The organism is Rhodanobacter sp. IGA1.0 (genome assembly GCF_040208325.1).
Classification (GTDB): Bacteria; Pseudomonadota; Gammaproteobacteria; order Xanthomonadales; family Rhodanobacteraceae; genus Rhodanobacter; species Rhodanobacter spathiphylli.
Map to the genome: position 1 here is coordinate 2,708,449 of NZ_CP157948.1, position 24,293 is coordinate 2,732,741.

Annotated in this window: 23 protein-coding genes and 1 tRNA gene; 15 read left to right on the plus strand and 9 right to left on the minus strand. The window is 67.1% G+C overall.

What is annotated here, in order from left to right:
- Positions 1-16: 16 nt before the first annotated feature.
- Complete coding sequence (locus tag ABNK63_RS12305; protein WP_350015786.1) at positions 17-985, minus strand: HlyD family efflux transporter periplasmic adaptor subunit; 969 nt, start codon at positions 983-985, stop codon at positions 17-19.
- Positions 982-1,656: a TetR/AcrR family transcriptional regulator gene (locus tag ABNK63_RS12310; protein WP_350015787.1), complete on the minus strand. Its 675-nt coding sequence runs from the start codon at positions 1,654-1,656 to the stop codon at positions 982-984. The genes ABNK63_RS12305 and ABNK63_RS12310 overlap by 4 nt, the downstream gene beginning before the upstream one ends.
- Positions 1,657-1,756: 100 nt before the next feature.
- Here ABNK63_RS12310 and ABNK63_RS12315 point away from each other — a divergent pair, with 100 nt between their 5' ends.
- The 6 genes from ABNK63_RS12315 to ABNK63_RS12340 all read left to right on the plus strand — a co-directional run bounded on the left by ABNK63_RS12315 (position 1,757) and on the right by ABNK63_RS12340 (position 7,267).
- Complete coding sequence (locus ABNK63_RS12315) at positions 1,757-2,737, plus strand: PhoH family protein (protein WP_007807956.1); 981 nt, start codon at positions 1,757-1,759, stop codon at positions 2,735-2,737.
- Positions 2,734-3,195, plus strand: a complete 462-nt coding sequence (gene ybeY / locus ABNK63_RS12320; protein ID WP_350015788.1) for an rRNA maturation RNase YbeY — start codon at positions 2,734-2,736, stop codon at positions 3,193-3,195. Before ABNK63_RS12315 ends, ybeY begins: the two co-directional genes overlap by 4 nt.
- Positions 3,196-3,423: 228 nt before the next feature.
- Positions 3,424-4,263 (plus strand): transporter associated domain-containing protein, encoded by an 840-nt coding sequence (locus tag ABNK63_RS12325; protein WP_350015789.1) that lies wholly within the window; start codon positions 3,424-3,426, stop codon positions 4,261-4,263.
- Between the two features lie 72 nt (positions 4,264-4,335).
- Positions 4,336-5,538 (plus strand): DUF4105 domain-containing protein, encoded by a 1,203-nt coding sequence (locus ABNK63_RS12330; RefSeq protein ID WP_350015790.1) that lies wholly within the window; start codon positions 4,336-4,338, stop codon positions 5,536-5,538.
- A 33-nt stretch (positions 5,539-5,571) separates the two neighbouring features.
- Complete coding sequence (locus tag ABNK63_RS12335) at positions 5,572-6,600, plus strand: magnesium and cobalt transport protein CorA (protein WP_083845972.1); 1,029 nt, start codon at positions 5,572-5,574, stop codon at positions 6,598-6,600.
- 85 nt (positions 6,601-6,685) lie between these two features.
- Positions 6,686-7,267: an NUDIX hydrolase gene (locus ABNK63_RS12340; RefSeq protein WP_040673263.1), complete on the plus strand. Its 582-nt coding sequence runs from the start codon at positions 6,686-6,688 to the stop codon at positions 7,265-7,267.
- 161 nt (positions 7,268-7,428) lie between these two features.
- Here ABNK63_RS12340 and ABNK63_RS12345 read toward each other — a convergent pair whose 3' ends face one another.
- The 6 genes from ABNK63_RS12345 to rsmD form a co-directional block, all read right to left on the minus strand.
- Positions 7,429-8,478, minus strand: a complete 1,050-nt coding sequence (locus ABNK63_RS12345) for a TMEM43 family protein (protein ID WP_007807947.1) — start codon at positions 8,476-8,478, stop codon at positions 7,429-7,431.
- A gap of 101 nt (positions 8,479-8,579) precedes the next feature.
- The gene (ggt, locus tag ABNK63_RS12350) at positions 8,580-10,298 is read right to left on the minus strand and encodes a gamma-glutamyltransferase (RefSeq protein WP_350015791.1); all 1,719 of its coding nucleotides are present in this window, start codon (positions 10,296-10,298) and stop codon (positions 8,580-8,582) included.
- Positions 10,295-10,555, minus strand: a complete 261-nt coding sequence (locus tag ABNK63_RS12355) for a YfhL family 4Fe-4S dicluster ferredoxin (RefSeq protein WP_007807941.1) — start codon at positions 10,553-10,555, stop codon at positions 10,295-10,297. Before ABNK63_RS12355 ends, ggt begins: the two co-directional genes overlap by 4 nt.
- 145 nt (positions 10,556-10,700) lie before the next feature.
- Positions 10,701-11,204 (minus strand): hypothetical protein, encoded by a 504-nt coding sequence (locus ABNK63_RS12360; RefSeq protein ID WP_007807939.1) that lies wholly within the window; start codon positions 11,202-11,204, stop codon positions 10,701-10,703.
- Positions 11,197-11,748 carry a pantetheine-phosphate adenylyltransferase gene (gene coaD, locus ABNK63_RS12365; RefSeq protein WP_007807937.1) on the minus strand — a complete coding sequence of 184 codons (552 nt, stop codon included), beginning with the start codon at positions 11,746-11,748 and terminating at the stop codon, positions 11,197-11,199. Before coaD ends, ABNK63_RS12360 begins: the two co-directional genes overlap by 8 nt.
- 29 nt (positions 11,749-11,777) lie before the next feature.
- Positions 11,778-12,359 (minus strand): 16S rRNA (guanine(966)-N(2))-methyltransferase RsmD, encoded by a 582-nt coding sequence (rsmD, locus tag ABNK63_RS12370; RefSeq protein ID WP_350015792.1) that lies wholly within the window; start codon positions 12,357-12,359, stop codon positions 11,778-11,780.
- A gap of 89 nt (positions 12,360-12,448) precedes the next feature.
- Here rsmD and ftsY point away from each other — a divergent pair, with 89 nt between their 5' ends.
- The 8 genes from ftsY to ABNK63_RS12410 all read left to right on the plus strand — a co-directional run bounded on the left by ftsY (position 12,449) and on the right by ABNK63_RS12410 (position 19,028).
- Entirely contained in the window at positions 12,449-13,588 is a 1,140-nt protein-coding gene (ftsY, locus tag ABNK63_RS12375; RefSeq protein ID WP_007807933.1) for a signal recognition particle-docking protein FtsY, read from the plus strand.
- A 23-nt stretch (positions 13,589-13,611) separates the two neighbouring features.
- On the plus strand, positions 13,612-14,682 hold the full coding sequence (locus tag ABNK63_RS12380) for an AsmA family protein (protein ID WP_007807931.1): 1,071 nt from the start codon (positions 13,612-13,614) through the stop codon (positions 14,680-14,682).
- Positions 14,679-15,770: an A/G-specific adenine glycosylase gene (gene mutY / locus ABNK63_RS12385; protein ID WP_007807929.1), complete on the plus strand. Its 1,092-nt coding sequence runs from the start codon at positions 14,679-14,681 to the stop codon at positions 15,768-15,770. The genes ABNK63_RS12380 and mutY overlap by 4 nt, the downstream gene beginning before the upstream one ends.
- A gap of 37 nt (positions 15,771-15,807) precedes the next feature.
- On the plus strand, positions 15,808-16,086 hold the full coding sequence (locus tag ABNK63_RS12390) for an oxidative damage protection protein (protein WP_007807927.1): 279 nt from the start codon (positions 15,808-15,810) through the stop codon (positions 16,084-16,086).
- Between the two features lie 82 nt (positions 16,087-16,168).
- Positions 16,169-16,244: transfer RNA gene (locus ABNK63_RS12395), tRNA-Phe, on the plus strand.
- A gap of 344 nt (positions 16,245-16,588) precedes the next feature.
- The gene (locus tag ABNK63_RS12400) at positions 16,589-16,885 is read left to right on the plus strand and encodes a hypothetical protein (protein WP_157582139.1); all 297 of its coding nucleotides are present in this window, start codon (positions 16,589-16,591) and stop codon (positions 16,883-16,885) included.
- A gap of 118 nt (positions 16,886-17,003) precedes the next feature.
- Complete coding sequence (locus ABNK63_RS12405; RefSeq protein ID WP_007807925.1) at positions 17,004-17,297, plus strand: 2-hydroxyacyl-CoA dehydratase; 294 nt, start codon at positions 17,004-17,006, stop codon at positions 17,295-17,297.
- A 78-nt stretch (positions 17,298-17,375) separates the two neighbouring features.
- Positions 17,376-19,028 (plus strand): M28 family metallopeptidase, encoded by a 1,653-nt coding sequence (locus ABNK63_RS12410; protein WP_350015793.1) that lies wholly within the window; start codon positions 17,376-17,378, stop codon positions 19,026-19,028.
- A 71-nt stretch (positions 19,029-19,099) separates the two neighbouring features.
- Here the strand turns inward: ABNK63_RS12410 and ABNK63_RS12415 are convergent, their stop codons facing one another.
- Positions 19,100-20,722: an alpha-glucosidase family protein gene (locus ABNK63_RS12415; protein ID WP_350015794.1), complete on the minus strand. Its 1,623-nt coding sequence runs from the start codon at positions 20,720-20,722 to the stop codon at positions 19,100-19,102.
- Positions 20,723-21,149: 427 nt separating this feature from the next.
- Between ABNK63_RS12415 and ABNK63_RS12420 the strand changes: the two genes are divergently transcribed.
- The gene (locus ABNK63_RS12420; protein ID WP_350015795.1) at positions 21,150-24,005 is read left to right on the plus strand and encodes a TonB-dependent receptor; all 2,856 of its coding nucleotides are present in this window, start codon (positions 21,150-21,152) and stop codon (positions 24,003-24,005) included.
- Positions 24,006-24,293 lie beyond the last annotated feature (288 nt).

A 24,293-nucleotide genomic window follows, 5' to 3' on the forward strand; every position in this document is an offset into this window, starting at 1 on the left:
CTGCCGGCATCGGTGGTCACTTTGCGGACCCGTGGAACTCGACTCGCACCGGCAGACCGGCGGGAAGGTCCGCCGCGTCCCCACCCAGCGTCACTTCGGCCAGATAGCTCAGCCGCGCCGCGTCGTCGCCGATCAGCGCGTAATAAGGGGTGAAATCGGGTTCGCTGCGGATCATCCGCACCGTGCCGGCATACGGCTGTTCGCGGCCGGTCACGAAGACCCGGATCGCATCGCCGACATGCATGCCCGCGCGCTGCTGCACCGGCACGTAGATGCGTGCATATGGCGCGTCGCCGGCCAGCAGGATCGCCACCGGCGCGCCCACCGGCGCCTGGTCGCCCAGATTGTACGGCAGGCTGTCGATCCGTCCGGCGCGCGTCGCCACGATGGCCAGCTTGCCCAGCAGCACCCGCTGCGCATCGACCTCCGCTTGCGCCGCCGCGACTGCCGCCTGCGCCTGCGCGAGCTGTTCCGCACGGGTGCCGTGCAGCAGTTCGTCGAGGGCCGCGCCGGCAGCGGCCACCTGGCCGTCGGCGTTGCCGGCCGCGGCGCGGGCGCGATCCAGATCGGCCGCGGCCACGTAGTTCTGGCCCTTCAGCGGAAGCAGGCGGTGGTAGTACGCCCCGGCTTCACGCGCCTGCGCCTGCGCCGCCGCCAGGTTCGCCCGCGCCTTGGCGATGTCCTCGCTGCGCGGGCCGGTTTCGAGCTCGGCCAATATTTCGCGCTGCTGTTGCAGCTGGGCTTCGGCGGCCGCGAGCTGGGCACCGGCATGCGCGGGGTCAAGTCGCAGCAGCGGCTGGCCCGCCTTGACCCGCTCGCCCTCGCGCACGTCGACCGCCACGATGCGTTCGGCGGCGGGCGCGGGCAGCGTGATGCGGTCGAATTCAAGCGTGCCCAGCGCCTGCGGCGGCTGTTTGCCGCAACCGGCGGTGATGGCGAGCAGCACGGCCGCCAGCGACCGGCAAATCACAGCGGCGATCTTCATGCGGTTTCTCCGGGTACTGCCGCGCCAATACCGTGTCCGAGCAAGGCCAGCGTGTGCCTGGGCATGACCTCGGCCCCCAGCTCTTCGGCGCCGAACGCGCGTCGCCAGATCGGCGCACCCGCGGCGGGAAACAGGGTCAATCCGACCAGCGAGACGACCAGCAGGCGCGGGTCCAGCGCCGCATTCAGCCGTCCATCCGCCTGCGCCGCCGCGAAGCGTTGCGCCAGCAGCTGCGGCACCCCCGGCACGCCCTGGGTGAACAGCACTTCGCGCAGCGCGCCGCCTTCGCACAGCACCTCGCGGACCCACAGCGGCGGCAGCCAGGGATGCTGCGCGACCAGCTCGCCGATGCCGCGCACGAAACCCTCGGCCAGGGTGGCCGGATCGTCCCCGGCATGTTCAAGTTGCGTGCGCAGCGGCGCCAGCGCCGGCAGCAGGCGCTCGTCGATCACCGCCTGCTGCAGTCGCGCCTTGTCGCCGAAGTAGTAATGCAGCATTGCCGGGGTGACGCCTGCCTCGGTGGCGATCGCCCGCAGCGAGGTGGCGGCGATCCCGGTGCGCGCGAACTGGGCGATCGCCGCATCCAGCAGGCGCCGCCGCAAGTCCTGGTCGTCGCCGCTGGGTCGCCCGGCACGGCGACCCGCTTTTGCGCGCTTGTTCGAGGTGGTCATGCGCGCAAATTAATTCATCAATTAATTATTTGCAAATTGCTGGTCATGCGGGCTTTCGGCAATGGCCCTTCCGGCAGCGGCGCGCTACTCTCGCGCCCCTATGAGCGAACTCAACCAGCGCGACTTCACCCTCGACCCCGAAGACAACGCCCGCCTCGCCAACCTGTGCGGGCCGTTCGACGAGCACCTGCGCCAGATCGAACTGCGCCTCGGCGTGGAGATCAACCACCGCGGCAGCATCTTTCAGGTGCTCGGCGCGGACGCCCCCGCCAAGGCCACCGAAAAAGTGCTGCGTGCGCTGTATGCCAGCACCGAAGACGAGGCGCTGACCGGCGCGAAGATCAACCTGCACCTGGCCGAATCCGGCGTCGACGCGATCGCCGAAGCGGACGCCGGGGAAGCGCAGGAAGTGGTGATCAAGGTCAAGCGCGGCGTGATCAAGGGCCGCGGACCGAACCAGGCGCGCTACCTGCACGCGATCGCCAGCCACGACATCAACTTCGGCGTGGGCCCGGCCGGCACCGGCAAGACTTATCTGGCCGTGGCCAGCGCGGTCGAAGCGCTGGAGGCGAACCGGGTGCAGCGGCTGATCCTGGTGCGCCCGGCGGTGGAGGCCGGCGAGAAGCTGGGCTTCCTGCCCGGCGATCTGTCGCAGAAGGTCGATCCCTACCTGCGCCCGCTGTACGACGCGCTGTACGAGATGCTCGGCTTCGAGAAGGTGGCCAAGCTGATCGAGCGCAACGTGATCGAGATCGCGCCGCTGGCCTACATGCGCGGGCGCACCTTGAACGATTCCTACGTGATCCTCGACGAAGCGCAGAACACCACGGTCGAGCAGATGAAGATGTTCCTGACGCGCATCGGCTTCGGCACGGTGGCGGTGATCACCGGCGACGTCACCCAGGTCGACCTGCCGCGCAGCACGCGCTCGGGCCTGCGCCAGGCCATCGAGGTCTTGCGGGGCGTGAACGGCATCAGCTTCACCTTCTTCACCTCGCGCGACGTGGTGCGCCATCCGCTGGTGGCCAAGATCGTGCGGGCGTACGAGGCGTTCGAGCAGAAGGACGAGGGCGGCGAATGAGCGCGCCGGTGATCCTCGCCGTCGGCTACGCCGTGCCGCGCGCCGGCTTGCCCGCGTCGGCCAGTTTCCGCCGCTGGGTGGAGGCGGCGCTGCGCGGCGCCAGACGCCGGAAGAGCGTCGAGCTGGCGATCCGCATCGTCGACGCCGACGAGGGCCGCGCGCTCAACCGCGACTACCGCGGCAAGGATTACGCCACCAACGTGCTGTCGTTCCCCGCCGAGTTGCCGCCCGGCATGAACCTGCCTCTGATCGGCGACCTGGCGATCTGCGCGCCGGTGGTGCTGCGCGAGGCCGCCGAACAGGGCAAGGCACCGCGCGACCACTGGGCCCATCTCACCGTCCACGGCGTGCTGCATCTGCTCGGCTACGACCATCTCGTGGACGCCGAAGCCGAGGCGATGGAAGCGCTGGAAACCCGCATCCTGGCCGGCCTCGGCATTGCCGACCCCTACGCCTGACGTGCTTGCTCCCTCACCTGCAAAGCAGGGGAGGGCCGGGGCGGGGTTCGCTGTTGATCTTCACCGCCCCCCCCCCGGAGCAACCCCCTCACCTGAAGGACTCCTTCCGGTCGCCAACCTCCCATGTGCGCAGGGGAAGGGGCAACGGCGCGCTGGTACCCTGAACCATCGCGACTTTTCCGCTAGAATCGGGCTTCCGCCCGTTTCCGGGCAGAATCCCAACGAGTGATGAGCGACGACCCCGGCAGTACCAGCGGCCCGGCCCACCGAACCTGGTGGGATCGACTGGGCCACATGTTTTCCGGCGAGCCACGCAACCGCGACGAACTGATCGAGGAATTGCGCTCCGCCCAGACCAACGGACTGCTGTCCGTGAACACCCTCACCATGGTCGAGGGTGCGATCAAGGTCACCGAACTCAGCGTTGACGACGTGATGGTGCCGCGGGCACAGATCGTGATGCTGGCGGCCGAGTCACCGCTGCCCGACATCCTCGCCGCCGTGGTCGAATCCGGCCACTCGCGTTTCCCGGTGCACGGCGAGGACAAGGACGAAATCCTCGGCATCCTGCTGGCCAAGGACCTGTTGAAGTATTTCGGCGCCGCCGAACACTTCGACATCCGCGCGATCCTGCGCCCGGCCGTGCTGATCCCCGAGTCGATGCGGCTGAACGTGTTGCTGGAAGAATTCCGCCTGACCCGCAACCACATGGCGCTGGTGGTCAACGAATACGGCGGCGTCGCCGGACTGGTCACCATCGAGGACGTGCTCGAGCAGATCGTCGGCGAGATCGACGACGAGCACGACGACGAGGAGGAACCCGAGCTGATGCACGTGCAGCCCGGCGGCGACTGGCTGGTCAGCGCGTTGACGCCGATCGAGGATTTCAACGAACAGACCGGCGCCGACTTCTCCGACGAGGAGTACGACACCGTGGGCGGCATGGTCACCTCCGAGTTCGGCCACCTGCCCGAGGTCGGCGAGGAAGTCAGCATCGGCGACTACCTGTTCCACGTTACCGAGGCTGACGATCGACGGGTGCAGGGCTTCCGCGTGGTGCGCCGGTAGACTCCCTCACGCCCGCTGCGCGGGGCCGGATCACCGGGCCCGTTCCCGCAGCACCACGACAAGGTTGAACCCATGCGACAAACCGGTCTCGCGTTCCTGCTCTTCGCCCTGTGGCTGGCCATCGCGCCGGCGCACGCCAGCGTGGCCAACGCGCCGGGAGCGAACCTAGAAGTGTCACTGGTCACCTACGGCCCGGGTGAAACCTACTGGGAGCGCTTCGGCCACGATGCCATCGAAGTGCGCGACACGGTCTCCGGCGAAGCGGTCAGCTTCAACTACGGCGTGTTCGACTTCAACGAGGCGAACTTTTTCCTCAACTTCGCCCGCGGCCGCATGCACTATCTGATGGATGCGGCGCCGACCAGCCTGGACGAAAGCTATTACGTCGAGGCCGGCCGCTTGATCACTCGCCAGCCGCTGGCGCTCGATGCGAACCAGGCCGCCGCGCTGCGCGACTTCCTGTTGTGGAACCTGCGCCCGGAGAACGCGGGCTACAACTACGACTACTACGCGGACAACTGCACTACCCGCGTCCGCGATGCGCTGAACCAGGCGCTCGGCGGCATCTTGGCCACGCAGATGAAAGCACGCGCCGGCGGCATGACTTACCGCCAGCAGACCGATCGCCTGATGAGCGGCCAGCCATGGCTGATGCTGGTGCTGGACCTCGGCCTCGGGCCGTATGCGGACCAGCCGCTCGATGCATGGCGGGAAAGCTTCCTGCCCGAAGTGCTGCAGTCGCAACTGCGCGAAGTGAAGGTGGACGACGGCCACGGCGGCCTGCGTCCGCTGGTGATCGGCGAGCAACTGGTTTCGGCAAACCGGCTCGACGTGCCACCGACCGTGCCGCCCGACCTGCGCCTGCCCCTGGCGCTGGCCGGGCTGTTGCTGGCGGCGCTGCTGGTGCTGGGCCGTCGCCACTGGCCCACCGGCTACGCCCTGCTCGGCACGATCTACCTCGTTGCCGCGGGCCTGGTCGGCATCGTGCTGCTGGCGCTGTGGACGCTGACCAGCCATCACTCGGCCTGGGCCAACGCCAACCTGCTGCTGTTCAATCCGCTGGCCTTCCTGTTGCTGCCGACGCTGTGGCGCGCGCGCCGCGGCCTGGCAGCCTCGCGCTTCATCGATGGCGTGATCGCGATCCAGTTGCTGGCCTGCATGGTCGCGGTGCTGCTGCACCTGCTGCCCGGTACCGTGCAGCAGAACCAGCCGTGGCTGCTGTTTGCGCTGCCGGTCTGGCTCGCCCTGGCCTGGAGCCTGCGCCACCGCCGCTGATCCGCGTTGCCCCGCCCGCGGACGGGGGGCATCATGCACGGCATGAATCCGATTTCGCCTCCAGCAGACTCCGTGGCGCGCACCGACCAGCCCATGGTGGTGAACTGCATCGCCTATCGCCAGGACGGCAGCCGCATCGGCGACGTCACGCTGGATGCGATCAGCGATGTACTGGCCGAACCGGACACCTTCGTCTGGGTCGGCCTGCACGAACCGGACGAAGCCCTGCTGCTGAAGATCCAGGACGAATTCGGCCTGCACGACCTGGCCATCGAAGACGCCCACGCCGCGCACCAGCGCACCAAGATCGAAGCCTATGGCGACTCGCTGTTCCTGGTGGTGCAGACCGCCCAGCTGATCGATGGCCAGCTGGCGTTCGGCGAAACGCACATCTTCTTCGGCCCGCGTTACCTGGTCACCGTGCGCCACGGCGCCTCGCTGTCGTACGCGCCGGCCCGGCGCACCTGTGAACACACCCCCGAGCTGCTGGCCAACGGCCCCAGCTACGGACTCTACGGCGTGCTCGACTTCATCGTCGACAACCTGCTGCCGATCGTGCGCGACTTCCGCGAAGAGGTGCAGCAGCTGGAGCACGACATCTTCGGCGAGACCTTCAAGAGCAGCACGATCCGCCGCCTGTACGACATGCAGCGCGACCTGATGACGCTGCGGCTGGCGGTGGCGCCGCTGCAGGACATCGTGCAGCAGCTGATCCGGCTGTACCCGAACCTGATCCCCGAGGAACTGCGCGCCTATTTCCGCGACGTCTACGACCATGCCTTTCGCGTCAACGAGGCGATCAGCGCGATGCGCGAAATGCTCACCGCGGCGATCAACGTCAACCTGTCGCTGGTCAGCCTGCGCCAGAACGAAGTGATGAAGAAGCTCGCCGGCTGGGCCGCGATGCTCGCCGCACCCACCCTGCTCACCAGCTGGTACGGCATGAACTTCACCCACATGCCCGAACTCAGCCGACCGTGGGCGTATCCGGCAATGATCGTGCTGATGGGCTGCATCGTGGGCGGCATCTACGTGGGGCTGAAGCGCGCACGCTGGCTGTAGCGGCCGGTCGCGAACCGGCAGGCGGTTGTCGATCCGGCGCCGAACCGCCAACATGGCGCAAGCTTCCAGCATGGCGCCGCGACTGATGACCCACCCTGCCGACCGCATCCCCGCCGACGCCAGCGCGCCGGTGGAAACCCTCTACGAAGGTCGCTGGCTGAGCCTGCGCAAGCGCGGCCGCTGGGAGTATGCCGAGCGCAACAACCCCGGCGGCGCGGTGATCATCCTGGCCGTGACGCCCGAGGACAAGGTGCTGTTCGTCGAGCAGTACCGCGTATCGATCCTGCAGAACACCATCGAGATGCCGGCGGGACTAGTCGGCGACCTGCCCGGCCAGGACGACGAGGACATCCTGCTGGCGGCGCAGCGCGAGCTGGAGGAAGAAACCGGCTATCGCTGCGAACGGGTGGAATTCATCCACCAGGGGCCGTCGTCCTCGGGCATGAGCACCGAGATGATCGCGTTCGCCCGCGCCTGGCACCTGCAGAAGGTCGGCCCCGGTGGCGGCGACGAGAGCGAGAACATCGTGGTGCACGAGGTGCCGCGCAGCGAAGCGGGCGCGTGGCTGTTTGCCCGCGCCGCGGAAGGCTATTCCATCGATCCCAAGCTGTTCGCGGGGCTGTGGTTCATCGAACACGGCGGGCGGCCCGCAGCTGCAGGAGGCTGAGAGGTTGGCGTTTTTCAACCTCTCAGGTCGGCCAAGGACGGCCGACCGCGGATCGGGCACGCCAGTGCCTGATCCGCGTGAGCGAGTCCGGGCATGTACCGGACTCGCGATAGAAGAAAACCACGGGAGTGGTTTTCTTCACAGGCTCTGAGCGGCAACCTTCAGTCGCGCCCCGCCCCCAACAGCGGCCCGCGCAAACGCCAGACCGCGATGCCCAGGCCCACCAGCGACACCGCCAGCCAGCCGCCCATGACCTGCGTGTCGCCCAGCCAGAGCACGGCGGCCACCACGCCGACCACCAGCACGCCCAGGCTCAGCGCCAGCAGCGGATCGCGCTGCTCGCGATGGGCCGACAACAGGGCGAACGCACCCAGCGACGCCAGCAGCACGGAAAGGATCCGCCAGGTCCAGACGAACTCCGGCGGCACCGGCAGGTCCGGAAAGATGTCCAGTACCGGCACGTCGCCCAGCTGCACCACGTAACCCTTGCCGTCGGCTGCGTCGGCAGCCGCCTCCAGCCGGTCGCCATCGATGCGCCCGACCACGGTCAGCTGCTGCAGCGGCACCTCGTTCCAGCTCACCCGCACGTCGCCGAGCCGCGGATCGCCGGGGTGTGCACTGGTGACCAGGTAGTTCTGGTAACGCGAGAAGCTGGCCGCGAGATTCTCCGGCAGCCCGGCGGCATCGGGGGTCACCTGGACGGTTCCGGGCATCGCGTGCAGCAGCACCGGGTCCAGCTTGAATCCGCCCAGTTGCACCAGCCCGGCATCGAACTGCTTGCCCTCGATCGGAAAGCCGACCGGGTTCGCGTGTCCCTTCGGCTCGACGAAATGACCTGCATCGAGCAGGTGATCGACCCAGTCCAGCTCGTAGTGCACGCTGTCGCCCACCCGGATCTCGCGCCACTGGAACATCTCCACGTGACGCACCAGCACCGGCGTGCTCACCCGCAAGTTGAAGTCCGGGTCATGCGGCGCCTCGACCACCCGCGGCGTGCCGACCAGGCGGGCCATGGTGCCGTGCTGGCCCGCTTCCGGCCGCGCGTTCTCGCCCAGGTCGATCACCTCGCCGCCATGTGCGCTGGCGGCGGCCCGGTAATCCTGCAGGCCACGCGCGGTGGTCGCCATCAGTCCGATGCCCGCGAACACCAGCAGCGCGCCGACGACGTTCAACGCCAGCGCACGCAGCGAAATCCCCTTGCGCAAATCCATCAACCTGCTCCGATCGTGCCCAGCGGCAAAATGCCCGCCGCCATGACCGCATCATGCAGCATTCGGGGAAAGTAGCGAATCCGGCGGTCTTGCATGTCGTTTCACTGCACCTTGCCCAGTCCCGACGGCCGGCGCGGATCGCTGGCGGCGTCGAGTTGGTTGGTCTTGCGGTCCCAGGTCACCACGTTCATGAAACCCCAGGCTTCGCGGGGCTTCAGTGTGTAGCCCATCTTCGTCAGCGCATCGCTGGTCGCGGCATCGAACACGCCCGCCTCGACATTCACCACGTCCGGCAGGTACTGGTGATGGAAGCGCTTGTGCGCGGCGATCTGCTGCGCGCTCTCGCCATCGATGAAGTGCAGGATGCCTTCGAGCACCTGGGTGATGATGGTGGAGCCGCCCGGCGAGCCGATCACCGCGGTGCGGTCCGCGCCGATCACGAGGCTGGGCGACATCGACGACAGCATGCGCTTGCCGCCGACCGGCGCATTCGCCTTGCTGCCCAGCAGGCCATAGACGTTCGGCTTGTCCGGCACCAGCGCGAAGTCGTCCATCTCGTCGTTGAGCAGCACGCCGGTGCCGTCGGCGACAAAGCTCGAACCCATCGTGTAGTTCACCGTGGAGGTCACCGCCGCCATGTTGCCGTCGGCGTCGATGATCGAGAAATGGGTGGTGTGCATGCCCGGCTCGGCCGCCTCGGCGCGGGGCAGCATCGACGATGGCGTGGCCTTGTCCGGCAGGATGCTCTGGCGCAGGCCGTCGGCGTAGAACGGCGACAGCAGCATGTCCAGCGGCATCTTCACGAAATCCGGGTCGCCCAGGTAGTCGTTGTGGTCGCGGAAGGCACGGCGCATCGCCTCGATGATGTAGTGCGTGCGCGTGGCGGCGTCCATTTTCGTCAGGTCGTAACCGGACAGGATGTTGAGGATCTCGGCGATCGCCACGCCACCGGACGAGGGCGGCGGCGCGGTGACGATCCGGTAGCCGCGGTAGTCGACGGTGATCGGCGTGCGCTCCTTCGCCCGGTAGCTGGCCAGGTCCGCCAGCGTCCAGTTGCCGCCGGCCGCGCGCACCGCGGCGACCAGTTTCCGCGCCGTCTCGCCGTGATAGAAACCCTGGTCGCCGTGGCTGGCGATCAGCTCCAGCGTGCGCGCCTGGTCCGGGTCCTTCCAGATCACGCCCGCTGCCGGCGGCTTGCCGCCCGGCAGGTATTTTGCGGCCGACGCGGGCCAGCGCTGCAGGTCCTCCTGCATGCCGGCGATGGCTTCGCGCAGGCGCTCGTCCGGCTCGAAACCCTCGCGCGCGATGCGGATGGCCGGCGCCAGCGACTGCGCCAGCGGCAGCCTTCCGTAACGCTTCGCGATCAGCACCAGTCCGGCCGGCTCGCCCGGGATGCCGGCCGACAGCGGCCCCTTCAGCGCGGTGTCGCGATCGGGGCTGCCGTCGGGGTTGAGGTAGTCCTGCGCATCCACCGCCGCCGGCGCGGTTTCGCGCGCGTCGATGAAAACCTCGTGGCCATCGCTGGCCCGGTGCAGCACCGCCATGAAGCCGCCGCCGATGCCGGAGCTTTCCGGCTCCACGATCGACAGCGTGGCTACCACCGCCACGGCGGCGTCGAACGCATTGCCGCCCCTGGCCAGCACTTCGAGGCCCGCCTCGGTGGCGTGGAAATTCGCGCTGGCGATCGCCGCGTGTCCCGGTGCCCGGGTCGAGGCGTGGCCGCTCGCGGCCTTTGCCGGTGCGCCGTCGGCAGCGAACGCGCCGCCAGCGACCAGCAGCAGGCACAGCGCCGCCGCCCGCCAGTTCATCGACAGGCTCATGCCGCGGACTCCCTGGCCATCAGGTGTCGGTATTTCAGTTCGAGTTGCTGCGGTGATTCGACGTGATCCGGGTCGCTGATGATGCATTCGACCGGGCACACCACCACGCACTGCGGTTCATCGTGATGGCCCACGCACTCGGTGCACAGCGCCGGATCGATCACGTAGAACTCTTCGCCCAGCGAGATCGCCTTGTTCGGGCAAGCCGGCTCGCAGACGTCGCAATTGACGCAGGTGTCGAGAATTTTCAGGGACATGGCTGGATATGACAGGCCGGGTTGCGACGCCGTGGAGGGCGTCCGGGCCGCCGGTGCAATCACGGCGGGCAGTCACCCGGCGCCCGCGCAGGTCGCGGGGCGACGGTTCATCCCGCCGCGCCGGAAACCGGCGCGGCGGTCGTGCTTACATCGCGACGAAACGGACCGTGGCGCCGGTCGGCTTCAGCACGTCGTCGACGCGCTGCTGGTCGGCGGTGTCACCGATGAACAGCACGATCACGTCCTTGAACGAACCGGGCTTGGCATCCTTGAACGCCGCGATCACCAGGTCGGCAGTCTTGGCCGAATCGGGGCCGGCGAACACCAGCATGTTGCCCGGCAGCACGCCGCGAGCGACGGTGTCCTGCACGTTCGACAGCTGGCGGCCGCGACCGGCCACGGCTTCCTCGGAATCGCCGGCCGGCACCAGATACGGGTACGGACGATCCGCCTTCATGCCCTGCATGTTGTTCTGCACGATCTGGCCGAGATAGGCATTCCACGCCTTGGTGTCGTTCGGATCGGTCGGCTTGGTCGCCTGCTGGCTGGTCTGCTGGTCGGCCTGCTGGGCTTCTTCGTGCTTGCCGCAGGCGCTCAGGGCCAGGCTGGCGGTCAGCGCGAGGGCAGCAATGAGAGCGAACTTACGCATGGTTATCACCTTCTGTTTCGGGTTGCTTGTTGGAGCCGGCGCGGCTCTTCTGCCAGCGCTGCCGCATGGCCTGTTGTACCGCCGGATGCACGAAACCGGAAATGTCCCCGCCGAGGCGGCCGATTTCGCGTACCAGCGAGGAGGAAATGAAACTGTATTGCTCGGCCGGCGTCAGGAACAACGTCTCGGCCTGGGGAATCAGGTGCCGGTTCATGCTGGCCAGCTGGAACTCGTATTCGAAATCCGACACCGCGCGCAGGCCGCGGATGATCACGCCGGCGCCAATCTGCTCCACGAAGGTGGCCAGCAGGCAATCGAAACCGCGCACTTCCACGTTGGGCAGGTCGGCCAGCGCCATCCGCGCCAGGGTGATCCGTTCGCCGATGCTGAAGGCCGGCCCCTTGCTGGAGCTGTCGGCCACCGCCACCACCACGCGATCGAACAGCGCCGCGGCACGGGCCACCAGATCGGTATGACCGTTGGTGATCGGATCGAAGGTGCCCGGATACACGGCCAGGCGGGGATTGCCGATGGATTTGCTCACGAGAGGGAAAGTGGCAGTGGTTGTGAGCCCTAGCTTAACGGAAGCGCACGCCGATAGAGCGCAAAACGCACCTCACCGGCATGGCCTTCGCGGTGCAATTGCCAGTTCGGCGGCAGGTCGGGCACCACGGCGCGGGGCGATTCCACGTAGATCCATGCGCGCGCGGCCAGCCAGCCGCCCCGTTCCAGTTGCCTGGCCAGACCCTCCCACAGGTCCAGCGCGAACGGCGGGTCGAGGAAAACCAGGTCGTGGGCCCGGCCAGCCTGCTGCAGGAAGCTGCCGGCGTCGGTGACGTTCACCCGAGCCTGGTCCGCCTTCAGCCGCACCAGGTTTGCCCGCAGTGCCTGCGCCGCGCGGGCATCGCGTTCGACGAACTGCACCGACGCGGCGCCGCGCGAGAACGCCTCGATCCCCAGCGCGCCGGTGCCCGCGCACAGATCCAGGCAGTCCATGCCCTCGATGACCGGCGCCAGCCAGTTGAACAGGGTCTCGCGCACGCGCTCGGCGGTGGGCCGCAGCCCGGGCAGATCCGGCACCTCCAGCCGCGAATTGCGCAGGCTGCCGCCGATGATCCGCACCCGCCCCGGGCCGGCCTTGCGTGACCCGTTCATGCGCTTGCCACGATGGCGCGCCGTCCCTCAGCGGCCAGTACAGGTTGGAGTGTTAGCATGCCGCCCATTGTCTTTGAATCACGCCCGCAATGCTCAAGTTCTGGAAGAAAAAGCCCGCCGACAAGGACGCGGAAGCGCCGGCCACCACGCCGCCGGTCGACGCTGCCGTCGCGCAGACCAGCGACGCCCCCGTCCTGCGCGAGGCACTGGCCGAGACGCCCTCGCCCGCCGACCACGCCACCGACCACGAACGCTTCCAGGTCCCGGCACCCGCCGCCGATGAGCCGGCCGCCGCGCCGGCCAGACGCAGCTGGCGCGAACGCCTGGCCGGCAGCGTGTTCTCGCGCAGCCTGGGTTCGCTGTTCGTGCGCCATCCGAAGCTCGACGACGACCTGCTGGACGAGCTGGAAACCACCCTGATCACCGCCGACGTCGGCATCGAGGCCAGCACTGACCTGGTCGAGAACCTGCGCAAGCGCATGCACAAGCGCGAGTTCGCCGACTCCCCCGCGCTGCTGGCCGCCCTGCGCCAGTCGCTGGTCGCCCTGCTCAAGCCGGTAGCGCAGCCGCTGGACGTGGCGCATCGCAAACCGTTCGTGGTGCTGGTGGTGGGCATCAACGGTGCCGGCAAGACCACCACCATTGGCAAGCTGGCCCGCCGCTGGCGCGACGAGGGTCGCGCGGTGATGCTGGCCGCCGGCGACACCTTCCGCGCCGCCGCGGTCGAGCAGCTGAAGACCTGGGGCGAACGCAACCAGGTGCCGGTGATCTCGCAGGGCCAGGATGCCGATTCGGCCAGCGTGATCTTCGATGCCTTGCAGGCGGCGCGTTCGCGCGGCGCCGACGTACTGGTCGCCGACACCGCCGGCCGCCTGCACACCCAGGGCGGCCTGATGGACGAACTGGGCAAGATCGCCCGCGTGCTGAAGAAGCTCGACGCCGATGCGCCGCACGAGGTGCTGATGGTGATCGACGGCACTACCGGACAGAACGCCGTCAATCAGGTGCGGCAGTTCCGCCAGATCGTCGGCGTGACCGGCCTGGTCGTGACCAAGCTCGACGGCACCGCCAAGGGCGGCGTGGTGTTCGCCCTGGCGCGCGAGTTCGGCCTGCCGATCCGCTACGTGGGCCTGGGTGAAACCGCCACCGACCTGCGCAGTTTCGATGCGGAGGCTTTCGTCGATGGCCTGCTTCCGGCCAGCCTCGGCGAGGTGCCGACGCATGACTGAACCGCGACGACGGAGCTGAGCGGATGTCGCGCCGACTGCGATTGACCCTGCTGGTGCTTGGCGGCCTGGTGCTGGCGCTGGTGCTGGCCGCGGTGATCGCCGTCTACCTGTTGCTGCAGCCGGAACGCTTCACCCGGATGCTGCAGACCCAGGCGCGCGCGGCCGGACTGGAACTGAGCCTGGCCAGCCCCGCCAGCCCGACCCTGTTTCCACGCCCGGCCCTGCAGCTCGATGGCATCACCCTGAATGCGGCCGGCGCCACTGCGCCGATCCTGCTGGCCGCACACGGCCAACTGGCCCTGCCATGGCACACCCTGTTCGGCGGCCCCACGGTGATTTCGCAGCTGGAGATCGATTCGCCACGGGTCGATCTGGATGCGCTGCAGGACTGGCTGGCCGCGCTGCCCGCCAAACCCGAGGGCGCGCCCCCCAACATCCCGCGCATCGATACCGGCGTCAGCATCAGCCACGGCAGCGTGGTGCGGGGCAATGAAGTGCTGCTGGGCAGCGTCTCGCTGCAGGCCGGCAGCCTGGTGACCGGCCAGCCATTTCCGCTGGCGCTTTCGGCCGTCACGGCGGCGGGCACGCCGGTGCAACTGCGCCTGTCGGCGACCCCACGCATCGAAGGCAATGCGCTGCAACTGCAGGACATCACCTTGCACCTGACCCAGGGCAGCACGGTGAAACTCGCCCTCACCGGCAATGCGTACTGGCATGGCGCCGCCGATGCCGAGGCCAGCCTCAGCGGCAAGCTCGAGCAGGCCAACGCCGGCCAGTACGACATCTCGCTGCGACTGACGCCCGCCGACCAGAGCAACCCGCTGCTGCTGGCGCTGAAGCTGGACGGCCCTGCCAATCATGCGGATCTGAAACTGCCGCCACTGGCGCTGGCGCGCTGGTGGAACGGGCTTGGCGATCCGCGGGGGCCGCAATTGAGCGTGCCGCCGGGCAGCGGCCACGCCGAAATCGCCAGCCTGGAGATGGCCGGCATCAGCATCGAAGGCCTCACCGTCCAGGCCGGCATCGATGCGCCCGCAGCGGCCGGCACGGTGGCGGCACCCGCCTCGAAACCGGCGGCCGGCAAGAAGCCATGAGCGATTCATTCGCGAACCGGTTGCTGCGCTGGTTCGACCGGCACGGCCGCAAGGACCTGCCGTGGCAGCAGGCGCTCGACAACGGCCAGCGCGACGCCTACCGCGTGTGGTTGTCCGAAGTGATGCTGCAGCAGACCCAGGTCGCCACCGTGGTCGGTTACTTCGATCGTTTCGTCGGCGCGCTGCCCACGCTGGAAGCACTGGCTGCCGCCCACGAAGACACCGTGCTGGCGCTGTGGTCGGGGCTCGGCTACTACCGCCGGGCGCGCTTCCTGCACCGCGCCGCGCAACTCTGCGTCGAACGGCACGGCGGCGAACTGCCGCGCGACTTCGACGCATTGAACGCGCTGCCCGGCATCGGCCGCTCCACTGCCGGGGCGATCCTGGCGCAGGCGCACGGCCTGCGTTTTCCCATCCTCGACGGCAACGTCAAGCGCGTGCTGGCGCGCTACCACGGCATCCACGGCCACCCCGGCGAAAGCGCGGTGGAAAAGCAGCTGTGGCAACACGCCGAAGCACACACCCCGGGCACCCGCGTCGCCGACTACACCCAGGCGATCATGGATCTCGGCGCGACGGTCTGCACCCGTGCGCGCCCGCGCTGCGATGCCTGCCCGCTGGCCACGGATTGCATCGCGCACCGCGACGACCTCACCGCCGCCCTGCCCGGCCGCAAGCCGGCCCGATCGATCCCGACCCGCGCCACCGTGATGCTGATCCTGCGCGACGCAAGCCATCGCGTGTTGCTGGAACGGAGGGGCCCGCAAGGCGTGTGGTCGGGCCTGTGGAGCCTGCCCGAGGCGAGCGACCCGAACGAAGCCTGGCGAGTGGCGCGGCAATACGCGCACATCGATGACGCGCAGGCGCTGGCCCCGTTCACCCACGTCTTCAGCCACTATCGGCTGGCGATCGAACCGCTGCTGTTCGATCGCGCGACAGCCGCACGCGGCGTCGCCGATAATCCGCACTGGCGCTGGTGCGGCGTCGACGAACTCGATGCGCTTGGCCTGCCCGCGCCGGTACGCAGTCTCTTGCTGCAGATCAGCGACGCCGGCCGAACGCCTGCCGCAAGCTTGCGCACCAACTGATCCGCCAGCCCCCGAGGGCCGCAACAGGAATGACCCCATGAGCCGCACCATCCACTGCAGCAAACTCCACGTCGACGCCGAAGGCCTCGACTTCGCCCCCTGGCCCGGCCCGCTCGGCCAGCGCATCTACACCGAGATTTCCAAATCCGCCTGGCAACAGTGGCTGGCCCACCAGACCACCCTGATCAACGAGTACCGGCTCAATCCGCTCGATCCGAAATCGCGCAAGTACCTCGGCGAACAGATGGAGAAATTCCTGTTCGGCGGCGACGTCGACCAGGCCGCCGGCTTCAGCCCGCCGCCCACCGAGTCTTGACGAAACGCCGCGCTTTCGGTCTAATGCGCGGCTCCACGCATCAACAGCGACCTTGCCGGTTCTGCTTGATCGCCAGGTTCCCGGCCGGGTAGCTCAGTTGGTAGAGCAGGGGATTGAAAATCCCCGTGTCGGCGGTTCGATTCCGTCCCCGGCCACCATGTTTGTCAGCACTCGCAGAAGCCGCACTCGTTGCGGCTTTTGTTTGCCTGCCGGAAACGTGCGCTTCCGCTTGCCCACCGTGCGCGGCACTGACGGCGACGCTCAACCCTTTTGGGTCACTCCGTGACGTGTTGCGGATCTTCCGGGGACTGTCGTGGCGCCGTATCCGCTTGCGTGAAGCCTGGCCCGGGTGCATCGTGGCCACTCGATTTTCCTTGTGGATCAGGCGATCTAGCGCAAAAGCTTCGTCTAAAACCGTGAACTGCATCACAGATTCTCAAATTGGCACAGATGCTGCTTTGCCTGTGCGGCAATCCCCGTTGCCCGCTTTCGAGAAGTCGCCATGGATGAATGTAGCGAAGTCCCCACCCCGGGTCGTACCCAGCAGTTTCTGGCCGAACAGTTGCGGCGGCGCTATGCGAGCTGCCGCGAATCCCTGGCCGGTCGAGGCGATCAGTCGCCACAAGCGCCGACAGCCCCGCCTCATGCGGTGACGCAGGCAGTCGCGGAAATGCCGCCGGCCGCCACCGCGCAGCGCTTTTCCGCCCTGTTCTCCGAAGCTTACAGCGCCGCGCGGGATTCGCAGGACCACGCTCTCAACAGCATTCTGGACCGCCGCCGACGGCACGCCGCAGGCTGAGTCGTCAGGACGGCTTCGTCGCCATCCCGCTGGCCCGGACGCTGGCCGGCGGGTCGTGGGCGCCGTGGGAAGCGGACGTGCGAAAATCGCCCCACCCAATGACGACGTCTCCAAGTTCATGACTTCCCAGAAATACGACTTCCGCCAGTTCCAGGAAGAGCTCGCCAGGCTTGAACAGAAGGTGGAGAAGCAGCAGGCCGCCAAACCGCCCGGCGGGAAACCGCTCGGCAAGAAGGCGCTGGCCGCCCAGCGGATGGCGATGGCCCGCGAGGAGTTCCTGGCCTTGCGCAAACGGCACGAACTGACCGTGGCGGACGTCGTGGCGTTCTTTCCGGAGGAGGAAGGCATCGCCTACCTGCAGGATCTGATCGCCGCCGCCCAGGCGAAACCGCGGCGCAGCCGCAAGGCGTGAACCGGCGCCGCCGGCGTAGACCCGCAGGAACTTGCTGACTAGTATCGGAGCACTCTGCCCTTACGACAGGTGAAGCCCGTGAAGCGACTACTCCTCAGCGCCTTGATCATGGCCGCGTTCTCGACCGCCCAGGCCACCGACCAGCCCGGCTTCAGCACCGAGCGGCTTTCGGCCACGGTGAAGACGCTTTCCTCGGATGCCTTCGAAGGCCGCGGGCCGGCCACGCCGGCCGAGACGAAGACCATCGATTACGTGGTGGCGCAGATGAAAGCCGCCGGCCTGCAACCGGGCGGCGACCTCAAGGACGGCAACCGCGGCTGGACCCAGGCAGTGCCGTTGCGACGCAGCGCGATCGTCGGCACGCCGGTGTTGCGGCTGGCGCTTGGCGACCAGCATGAAAAGGTGACCCAGGGCGAGCAGATCGCGATCCGCGCCCCGATGAACGGCTCGACCGAGGTGGCAATCCGCAACGCGCCGCTGGTGTTCGTCGGCTACGGCGTGAAGGCGCCGGAGCGGAACTGGGATGATTTCAAGGGCGTCGACCTGCACGGCAAGATCGCCGTGGTGCTGATCAACGATCCGGATTTCGAGACCGGCCACGGCGACTTCGGCGGCAAGGCGATGACCTACTACGGCCGCTGGACCTACAAGTTCGAGGAAGCCGCGCGGCAGGGCGCGCTCGGCCTGCTGGTGATCCACGAAACCGCGCCTGCTTCGTACGGCTGGGCCACGGTGAAGAACTCCAACATCAACGCGATGTTCGACATCGTGCGCGACAAGCCCGCCGCCGTGCACCCGGAACTGGAAGGCTGGATTCAGCGCGATCTGGCCGTGCAGATGTTCAGTCACGCCGGGCTGGATTTCGATGCGCTGAAGAGGCAGGCGCAGACGCGCGACTTCAAGCCGGTCACGCTGAAGGACGAAAGCCTCTCGGCCCACTTCAAGGTCGATTCGCAGGTGATCACCTCGCACAACATCGTCGGCCGCGTGGAAGGCAGCAAGCGCCCGGACCAGACGGTGATCTACAGCGCGCACTGGGATCATCTGGGCGTCGGCGCGCCGGACGCCAGCGGCGACCGCATCTACAACGGCGCCGTCGACAACGCCACCGGCACCGCGGCGCTGATCGAGATGGGACGCGCCTTCGCCCAGGGCCCCAGGCCCGAGCGCACGGTGGTGTTCCTCAACGTCACCGCCGAGGAAAAGGGCCTGCTCGGCTCCGAGTATTACGCGGCCAATCCGCTCTACCCGCTGGCCACCACGGTCGGTGTGCTCAACATGGACGCGCTCGATCCGCATGGCCCCGCGCGCAACTTCACCATCTCCGGCAGCGCGAAGCTGGGCCTGCTCGACGACCTGATCGCCGAGGCGAAGAAGCACGACATCAGCTACACCGCCGACCCGAAACCCGAGGCGGGCTACTTCTTCCGGTCCGATCACTTCTCGTTCGCCAAGCGCGGCGTGCCGGCGGTCTCGTTCGGCTCGGGCAATGACTGGATCGATGGCGGCCTGGCAGCCGGCAAGGCCGCCGAGGACGACTACACCGCCAAGCGCTACCACCAGCCCGCCGACCAATGGGAAGCGGACTGGTCGTTCACCGGCATGGCGCGCGACCTGCAGGTGCTCCACGACGTGGGCAGCGACCTGGCCAATTCCGACCAGTGGCCGGACTGGAGCAAGGACTCCGAATTCCGCAGCATCCGCGACGCCAGCAGCGCCGAACGGAAATAGCGCAGTGCTCCCTCCCCTGCTTTGCAGGGGAGGGTCGGGGTGGGGTCAACGCAAAAACCGCGGCAACACCATCACGCCACGCCGGCAAACCACGCGCCGTAGCCGGGAAGCTGCAGGCGGCTTCCTTCGAGGCTGCCCGACAGCAGGCCGTGCCCGTCCAGCGGATGCAGCCGCGCAAGCTCGTCGGGAAGATCGATGCTGACCGGCGCGTCGCCCAGGTTGAACACCACCAGCACGGTTCGTTCGGCCAAGTGGCGGGTGAAGGCAAGCACCGGCTCGACGGTATCGATGAAGGCGATGTCACCCCAGCGCATCGCCGGTCGCGACTGGCGCCAGTGCATGAAGGTGCGGAAACCGTTCAACACCGAATGTGGATCACCGTCCTGACGGCTCACCGCCAGTTCGCGATGCTCCTCCGGCACCGGCAACCACGGCGTGCCGTGGCTGAAGCCAGCGTGTGCCGCGTCATCGCTCCACGGCATCGGCGTGCGGCAACCGTCGCGACCCTTGAACTGTGGCCAGAACGCGATGCCGTAAGGGTCCTGCAGCGCCTCGAACGGCAGCTCCGCCTCGGTCAGGCCCAGCTCCTCGCCCTGGTAGACGCAGACCGAGCCGCGCAGCGAGCAGACCATCGCGGTGAGCAGGTTGGCCAGCGATGCGGATGACCGCCCCTTGCCCCAGCGCGTCAGCACGCGTTCGACATCGTGGTTGGAGATCGCCCAGCATGGCCAGCCTTCGGTCATCTGCGCCTCCAGCGTCTGCACCGTGCCGCGGATGTGCGCGGCGCTGAAGTCGTCGGTGAGCAGCTCGAAGCTGTAGCCCATGTGCAGGCGGCCGGGACGGGTGTATTCGGCCATCGTCGCCAGCGAATCCTCCGAGGAGATCTCGCCCAGCGTGGTCGCGCCCGGATAGCCGTCCATCAGCGCGCGCAGCTCGCCCAGGAAGGCCAGGTTTTCCGGCTGCGTGTTGTTGAAATAGTGGTACTGGAACGCGTACGGGTTGTCCGGGCTGAAGCCGCGGCCCACGCGCTTGTCCTTGGGCTTTGGCGGGTTGTCGCGCAGCTGGCGGTCGTGGAAGCAGAAGTTGATCGCATCCAGGCGGAAGCCGTCGACGCCCTTGTCCAGCCAGAAACGCACGCTGTCCAGGATCGCCGCGCGCACTTCCGCGTGGTGGAAATTCAGGTCCGGCTGCGAGGTCAGGAAGTTGTGCAGGTAATACTGGCCGCGGCGCGGCTCCCATTGCCACGCCGAACCGCCGAACAGCGACAGCCAGTTGTTCGGCGCACTGCCGTCGTCCTTCGCGTCGGCCCACACGTACCAGTCGGCCTTCGGGTTGTCGCGGCTTTGCCGGCTCTCGCGGAACCACGCGTGCTCGGCCGAGGTATGGCTGAGCACCTGGTCGATCATCACCTTCAGGCCCAGCCCATGCGCCTTTTCCAGCAGCGCATCGAAGTCGGCCAGCGTGCCGAACAGCGGATCGACATCGCGATAGTCGGCGATGTCGTAGCCGAAATCGGCCATCGGCGACTTGAAGAACGGCGCCACCCAGATCGCGTCCACGCCAAGGCTGGCCACGTAGTCGAGACGCGCGATGATGCCCGGCAGATCGCCCACGCCGTCGCCATCGGTGTCCAGGAAACTGCGCGGGTAAATCTGATAGGTGACGGCGCCGCGCCACCAGGGTGCATCGGTCATTCGCTTGTCCCGTGTGTTTGCCGCTGTCGAAGCGCGCGCCTGCAGGCACGCAGTTGTGCAGCCCGTGGAAGAGCTTAGCGGCAGCGTGCAGACAGCACCGCGACAGTGCATACGTATTCATCGAATGCGCTTATCGCAGCGCAGCATGAGGCGCGACGATGCAGCGACGAACCCGCTTCCATCACTGCTGTCGAGTGCGCAAACAGCGCCGCATCGGCATCCGCGCCAGCCAACCACGCATCGATGCCCAATCGATCGACACATCCTCGGCGACTGCGTTGCAGCGTCGTCTTCGACGCACAGCAGCACAATGAATACGTATGCATGAACGGTCCGACCGGCGGACGCCGCCCTACCATGGCGTCACGTCGACGAACAGGTGCTGCGCAAGCGCGAGTCATCCGCCGCGACGCTGGGGCTGAAACCAATGACCAATAATGACGTGCAACCCTGGGAGGGGATAACGGTGATACTCAAACGCAAAGTGCTGGTTCTGGCGCTGGCATCGGTGGGCTTCTGCGCCACCTCGGTGACCTGGGCCGCGACACCTCCGGCCGGCAACGCCGACCAGTCCGGCCAGGACACCACCCAGGGAAGCACCGCTTCCAACACCCAGGAAGTCAGGGATGCCAAGGCTAAGAAAAAGCAGCAGGCCACCGAACTCGGTGTGGTGACGGTGAGCGGCTTCGCGCAGAGTATCCAGAGCGCGATCGCGACCAAACAATCGTCCAACGAGATCGTCGAGGCCATTTCTTCCGAAGACATCGGCAAGCTGCCTGACGTCAGCATCGCCGAATCGATTGCGCGCCTGCCGGGCGTGTCGGCCCAGCGTGTCGCCGGCCGCGCCCAGGTGATCAGCGTGCGCGGTCTCTCACCGGACTTCGCCACCACCCTGCTCAACGGTCGCGAGATGGTCAGCACCGGTGACAACCGCAGTGTGGAATTTGACCAGTATCCTTCCGAACTGGTCAGCGGGGTCACCGTGTACAAGACACCCAGGGCCAGCCTGATCGGCCAGGGACTTTCCGGCACGCTCGACATGCACACCGTGCGGCCCCTGGACTACCAGCAGCCCGTAGCTGTCGTCGGTGTGCGCGGCCAGCACAATTCGCTGGGCCGGGCAGCAGATTCGAGTGCGTTCGGCAATCGATTCAACGCCAGCTACATCGGCCAGTTCATGGATCACACGCTGGGCATCGCCGTTGGCTACGCGCACTCGCAGACGCCAACCCAGGAAAATCAGGTGGGTCTGTACGAACCCTGGCAGCAGGTGGGTGACAACTGGCGTCCGGGCGTGCCCGCCGGCACCTGGTTCTCGGATGGCATCAAGGCGTTGCGCCGTACCGGCTACACCAAGCGTGACGGCGTGATGGCCACGGTGGAATGGCGGCCGTCGGAAAGCTGGACCAGCACGCTCGACCTGTTCCATACCAAGGCCACGCAGAAGGACACCGCCAACCAGTTCGAAGTGAACCTCGGCGACTACAACGGCGGCTACGGCCGTCTCGCCGTCACCAACCCGACGATCAACAGCAACGGGACATTCACCAGCGGCACGGCCAACAACATCTATCCGCTGGTGCGCGGCATGTACAACAGCCGTCACGACACCATCAACGCGGCAGGCTGGAAGAACGAGTTCAATGCCGGCCAGGTCAGCATCGTGGCCGACCTCAGCTACTCCAAGGCCAAGCGTCGCGAGCTCAATCTCGAGAACAACACCCAGCTGGTGCCTGCACCGCAGCTCGACTCGCTGAACCTGAACTACTCGGGCAGCAACTTTTCCCAGCTGGCGCCCGGACTCGACTATTCCGATGCGAGCAAGCTGTTCCTGACCAATACCATTTACGGCTCAGGCTACGGCAAGGCGCCGAGGGTCAGCGATCAGCTGAAGAGCGCCAAGCTCGGCGCCACCATCCCGATGCCCGATTCGGTCAACCAGCTGATCACCGACGTGGAAGTGGGCATCAACTACGCCGACCGCGAAAAGATCAAGCACCAGCCCGAAGGCAACATCAACGTCGGTGCCCAGGGCGACACGGCGATCGCACCCGACCTGCAGTACGGCCTGGTGGACCTGGGTTTCGCCGGCGTCGGCAAGATCCCGTCGTGGTATGTGCCGGGTGCCGTCGCGCGCTACATGACCTTCGCGCCCAACGAAGACGCCTCGTATCTGGTGTCCAAGGCCTGGGACCTGTCGGAGAAGATCACCACCGCCTACGCGATGGCGAATGTCGACACCGTATGGGGCGTTCCCGTACGCGGCAATGTGGGCGTCCAGGTGCAGCGCGCGGACCAGTCCTCGTCGGCCAACGTCTTCAATGATTCGAAGCCGGTTGGCAGTCAGATCGAAAGGTTCACCGACGGCAAGACCTATACCGACGTACTGCCGAGCCTGAATCTGGCCTTCTCGCTTACCGAAACCCAGATGCTCCGCGTGGCACTGGCCAAGCAGGTGGCACGTCCGCGCATGGACGACATGCGCGCCTCGCTGGAGTTCGGTGTCGACAAGACCACCGGCAAGCCGGGTGCCAGCGGCGGCAATCCAAGGCTCGATCCGTGGCGCGCCAATGCCTTCGATCTGTCGTGGGAAAAATACTTCGGTGGCAATGGCTACGTCGCCGCGGCGTTCTTCTACAAGGACCTGACCAGCTACATCTACACGCAGACCCGCGACGGCTACGACTTCTCGTCCCTGGTAGCCAATTATGTGCCGGGTCCCAACGAGCCGCCGACCCTGACCAAGGGAACCTTCAGTGCGCCGTTCAACGGCAAGGGCGGCAGCCTGAAGGGTCTGGAATTGTCGGCATCGATACCGCTGAGCATGTTTACGCCGGCACTTGATGGCTTCGGCGTGCTGGGCAGCGCGAGCTTCAACGACAGCAGCGTCAAGATCAGATCTCCCGAGAACGCGACCAGCGTGGGCGATGGCCCGATCAGCCTGCCAGGCCTGTCCAAGCGCGTGTTCAACCTCACCGCCTACTATGAAAAGAACGGGTTCGATGCCCGCATCAGTGAGCGCAAGCGTTCGGACTTCATCGGCGAGATCGGCAACTTCAACGGTGCGCGCACGCTGCGCTATGTCGTAGGCGAAAAAATCTTCGACGCACAGATTGGCTACACCTTCGCCGAGGGCAGCAAGCTGCACGGACTGAGTGTGCAGTTGCAGGCCAGCAACCTGACGAACGCGCCGTATCGCACCTACGCCGGCACCAAGGATCGTCCGCTCGAGTACATCGAGTGGGGCCGCACCTACCTGCTTGGCGCCACGTACAAGTTCTAAGCCAACGCAGCTACTCCCTGTCCTGCCGGCGGCGACGCCGGCAGGTTTTTTTTGCCGGCCATTTGCATCGCGCGAGTTGCGCACGCAGAACCGCCCTGGCGGTGCATGAATACGTATGCAGAACTGCGGCATCCGCCACCCGGCGGCCTACCATGAAGAGCACTCTCTAGATGGATGGTCGCCGTCCGGCGCAAACCATTGGCCGCGCGAAAACGACACGATCAGCCGCAAGTTGCCGGAGCCCCCGTTGATGCGCCCTGCTGCCCTTGTCTTGCTCATGTGCACGGC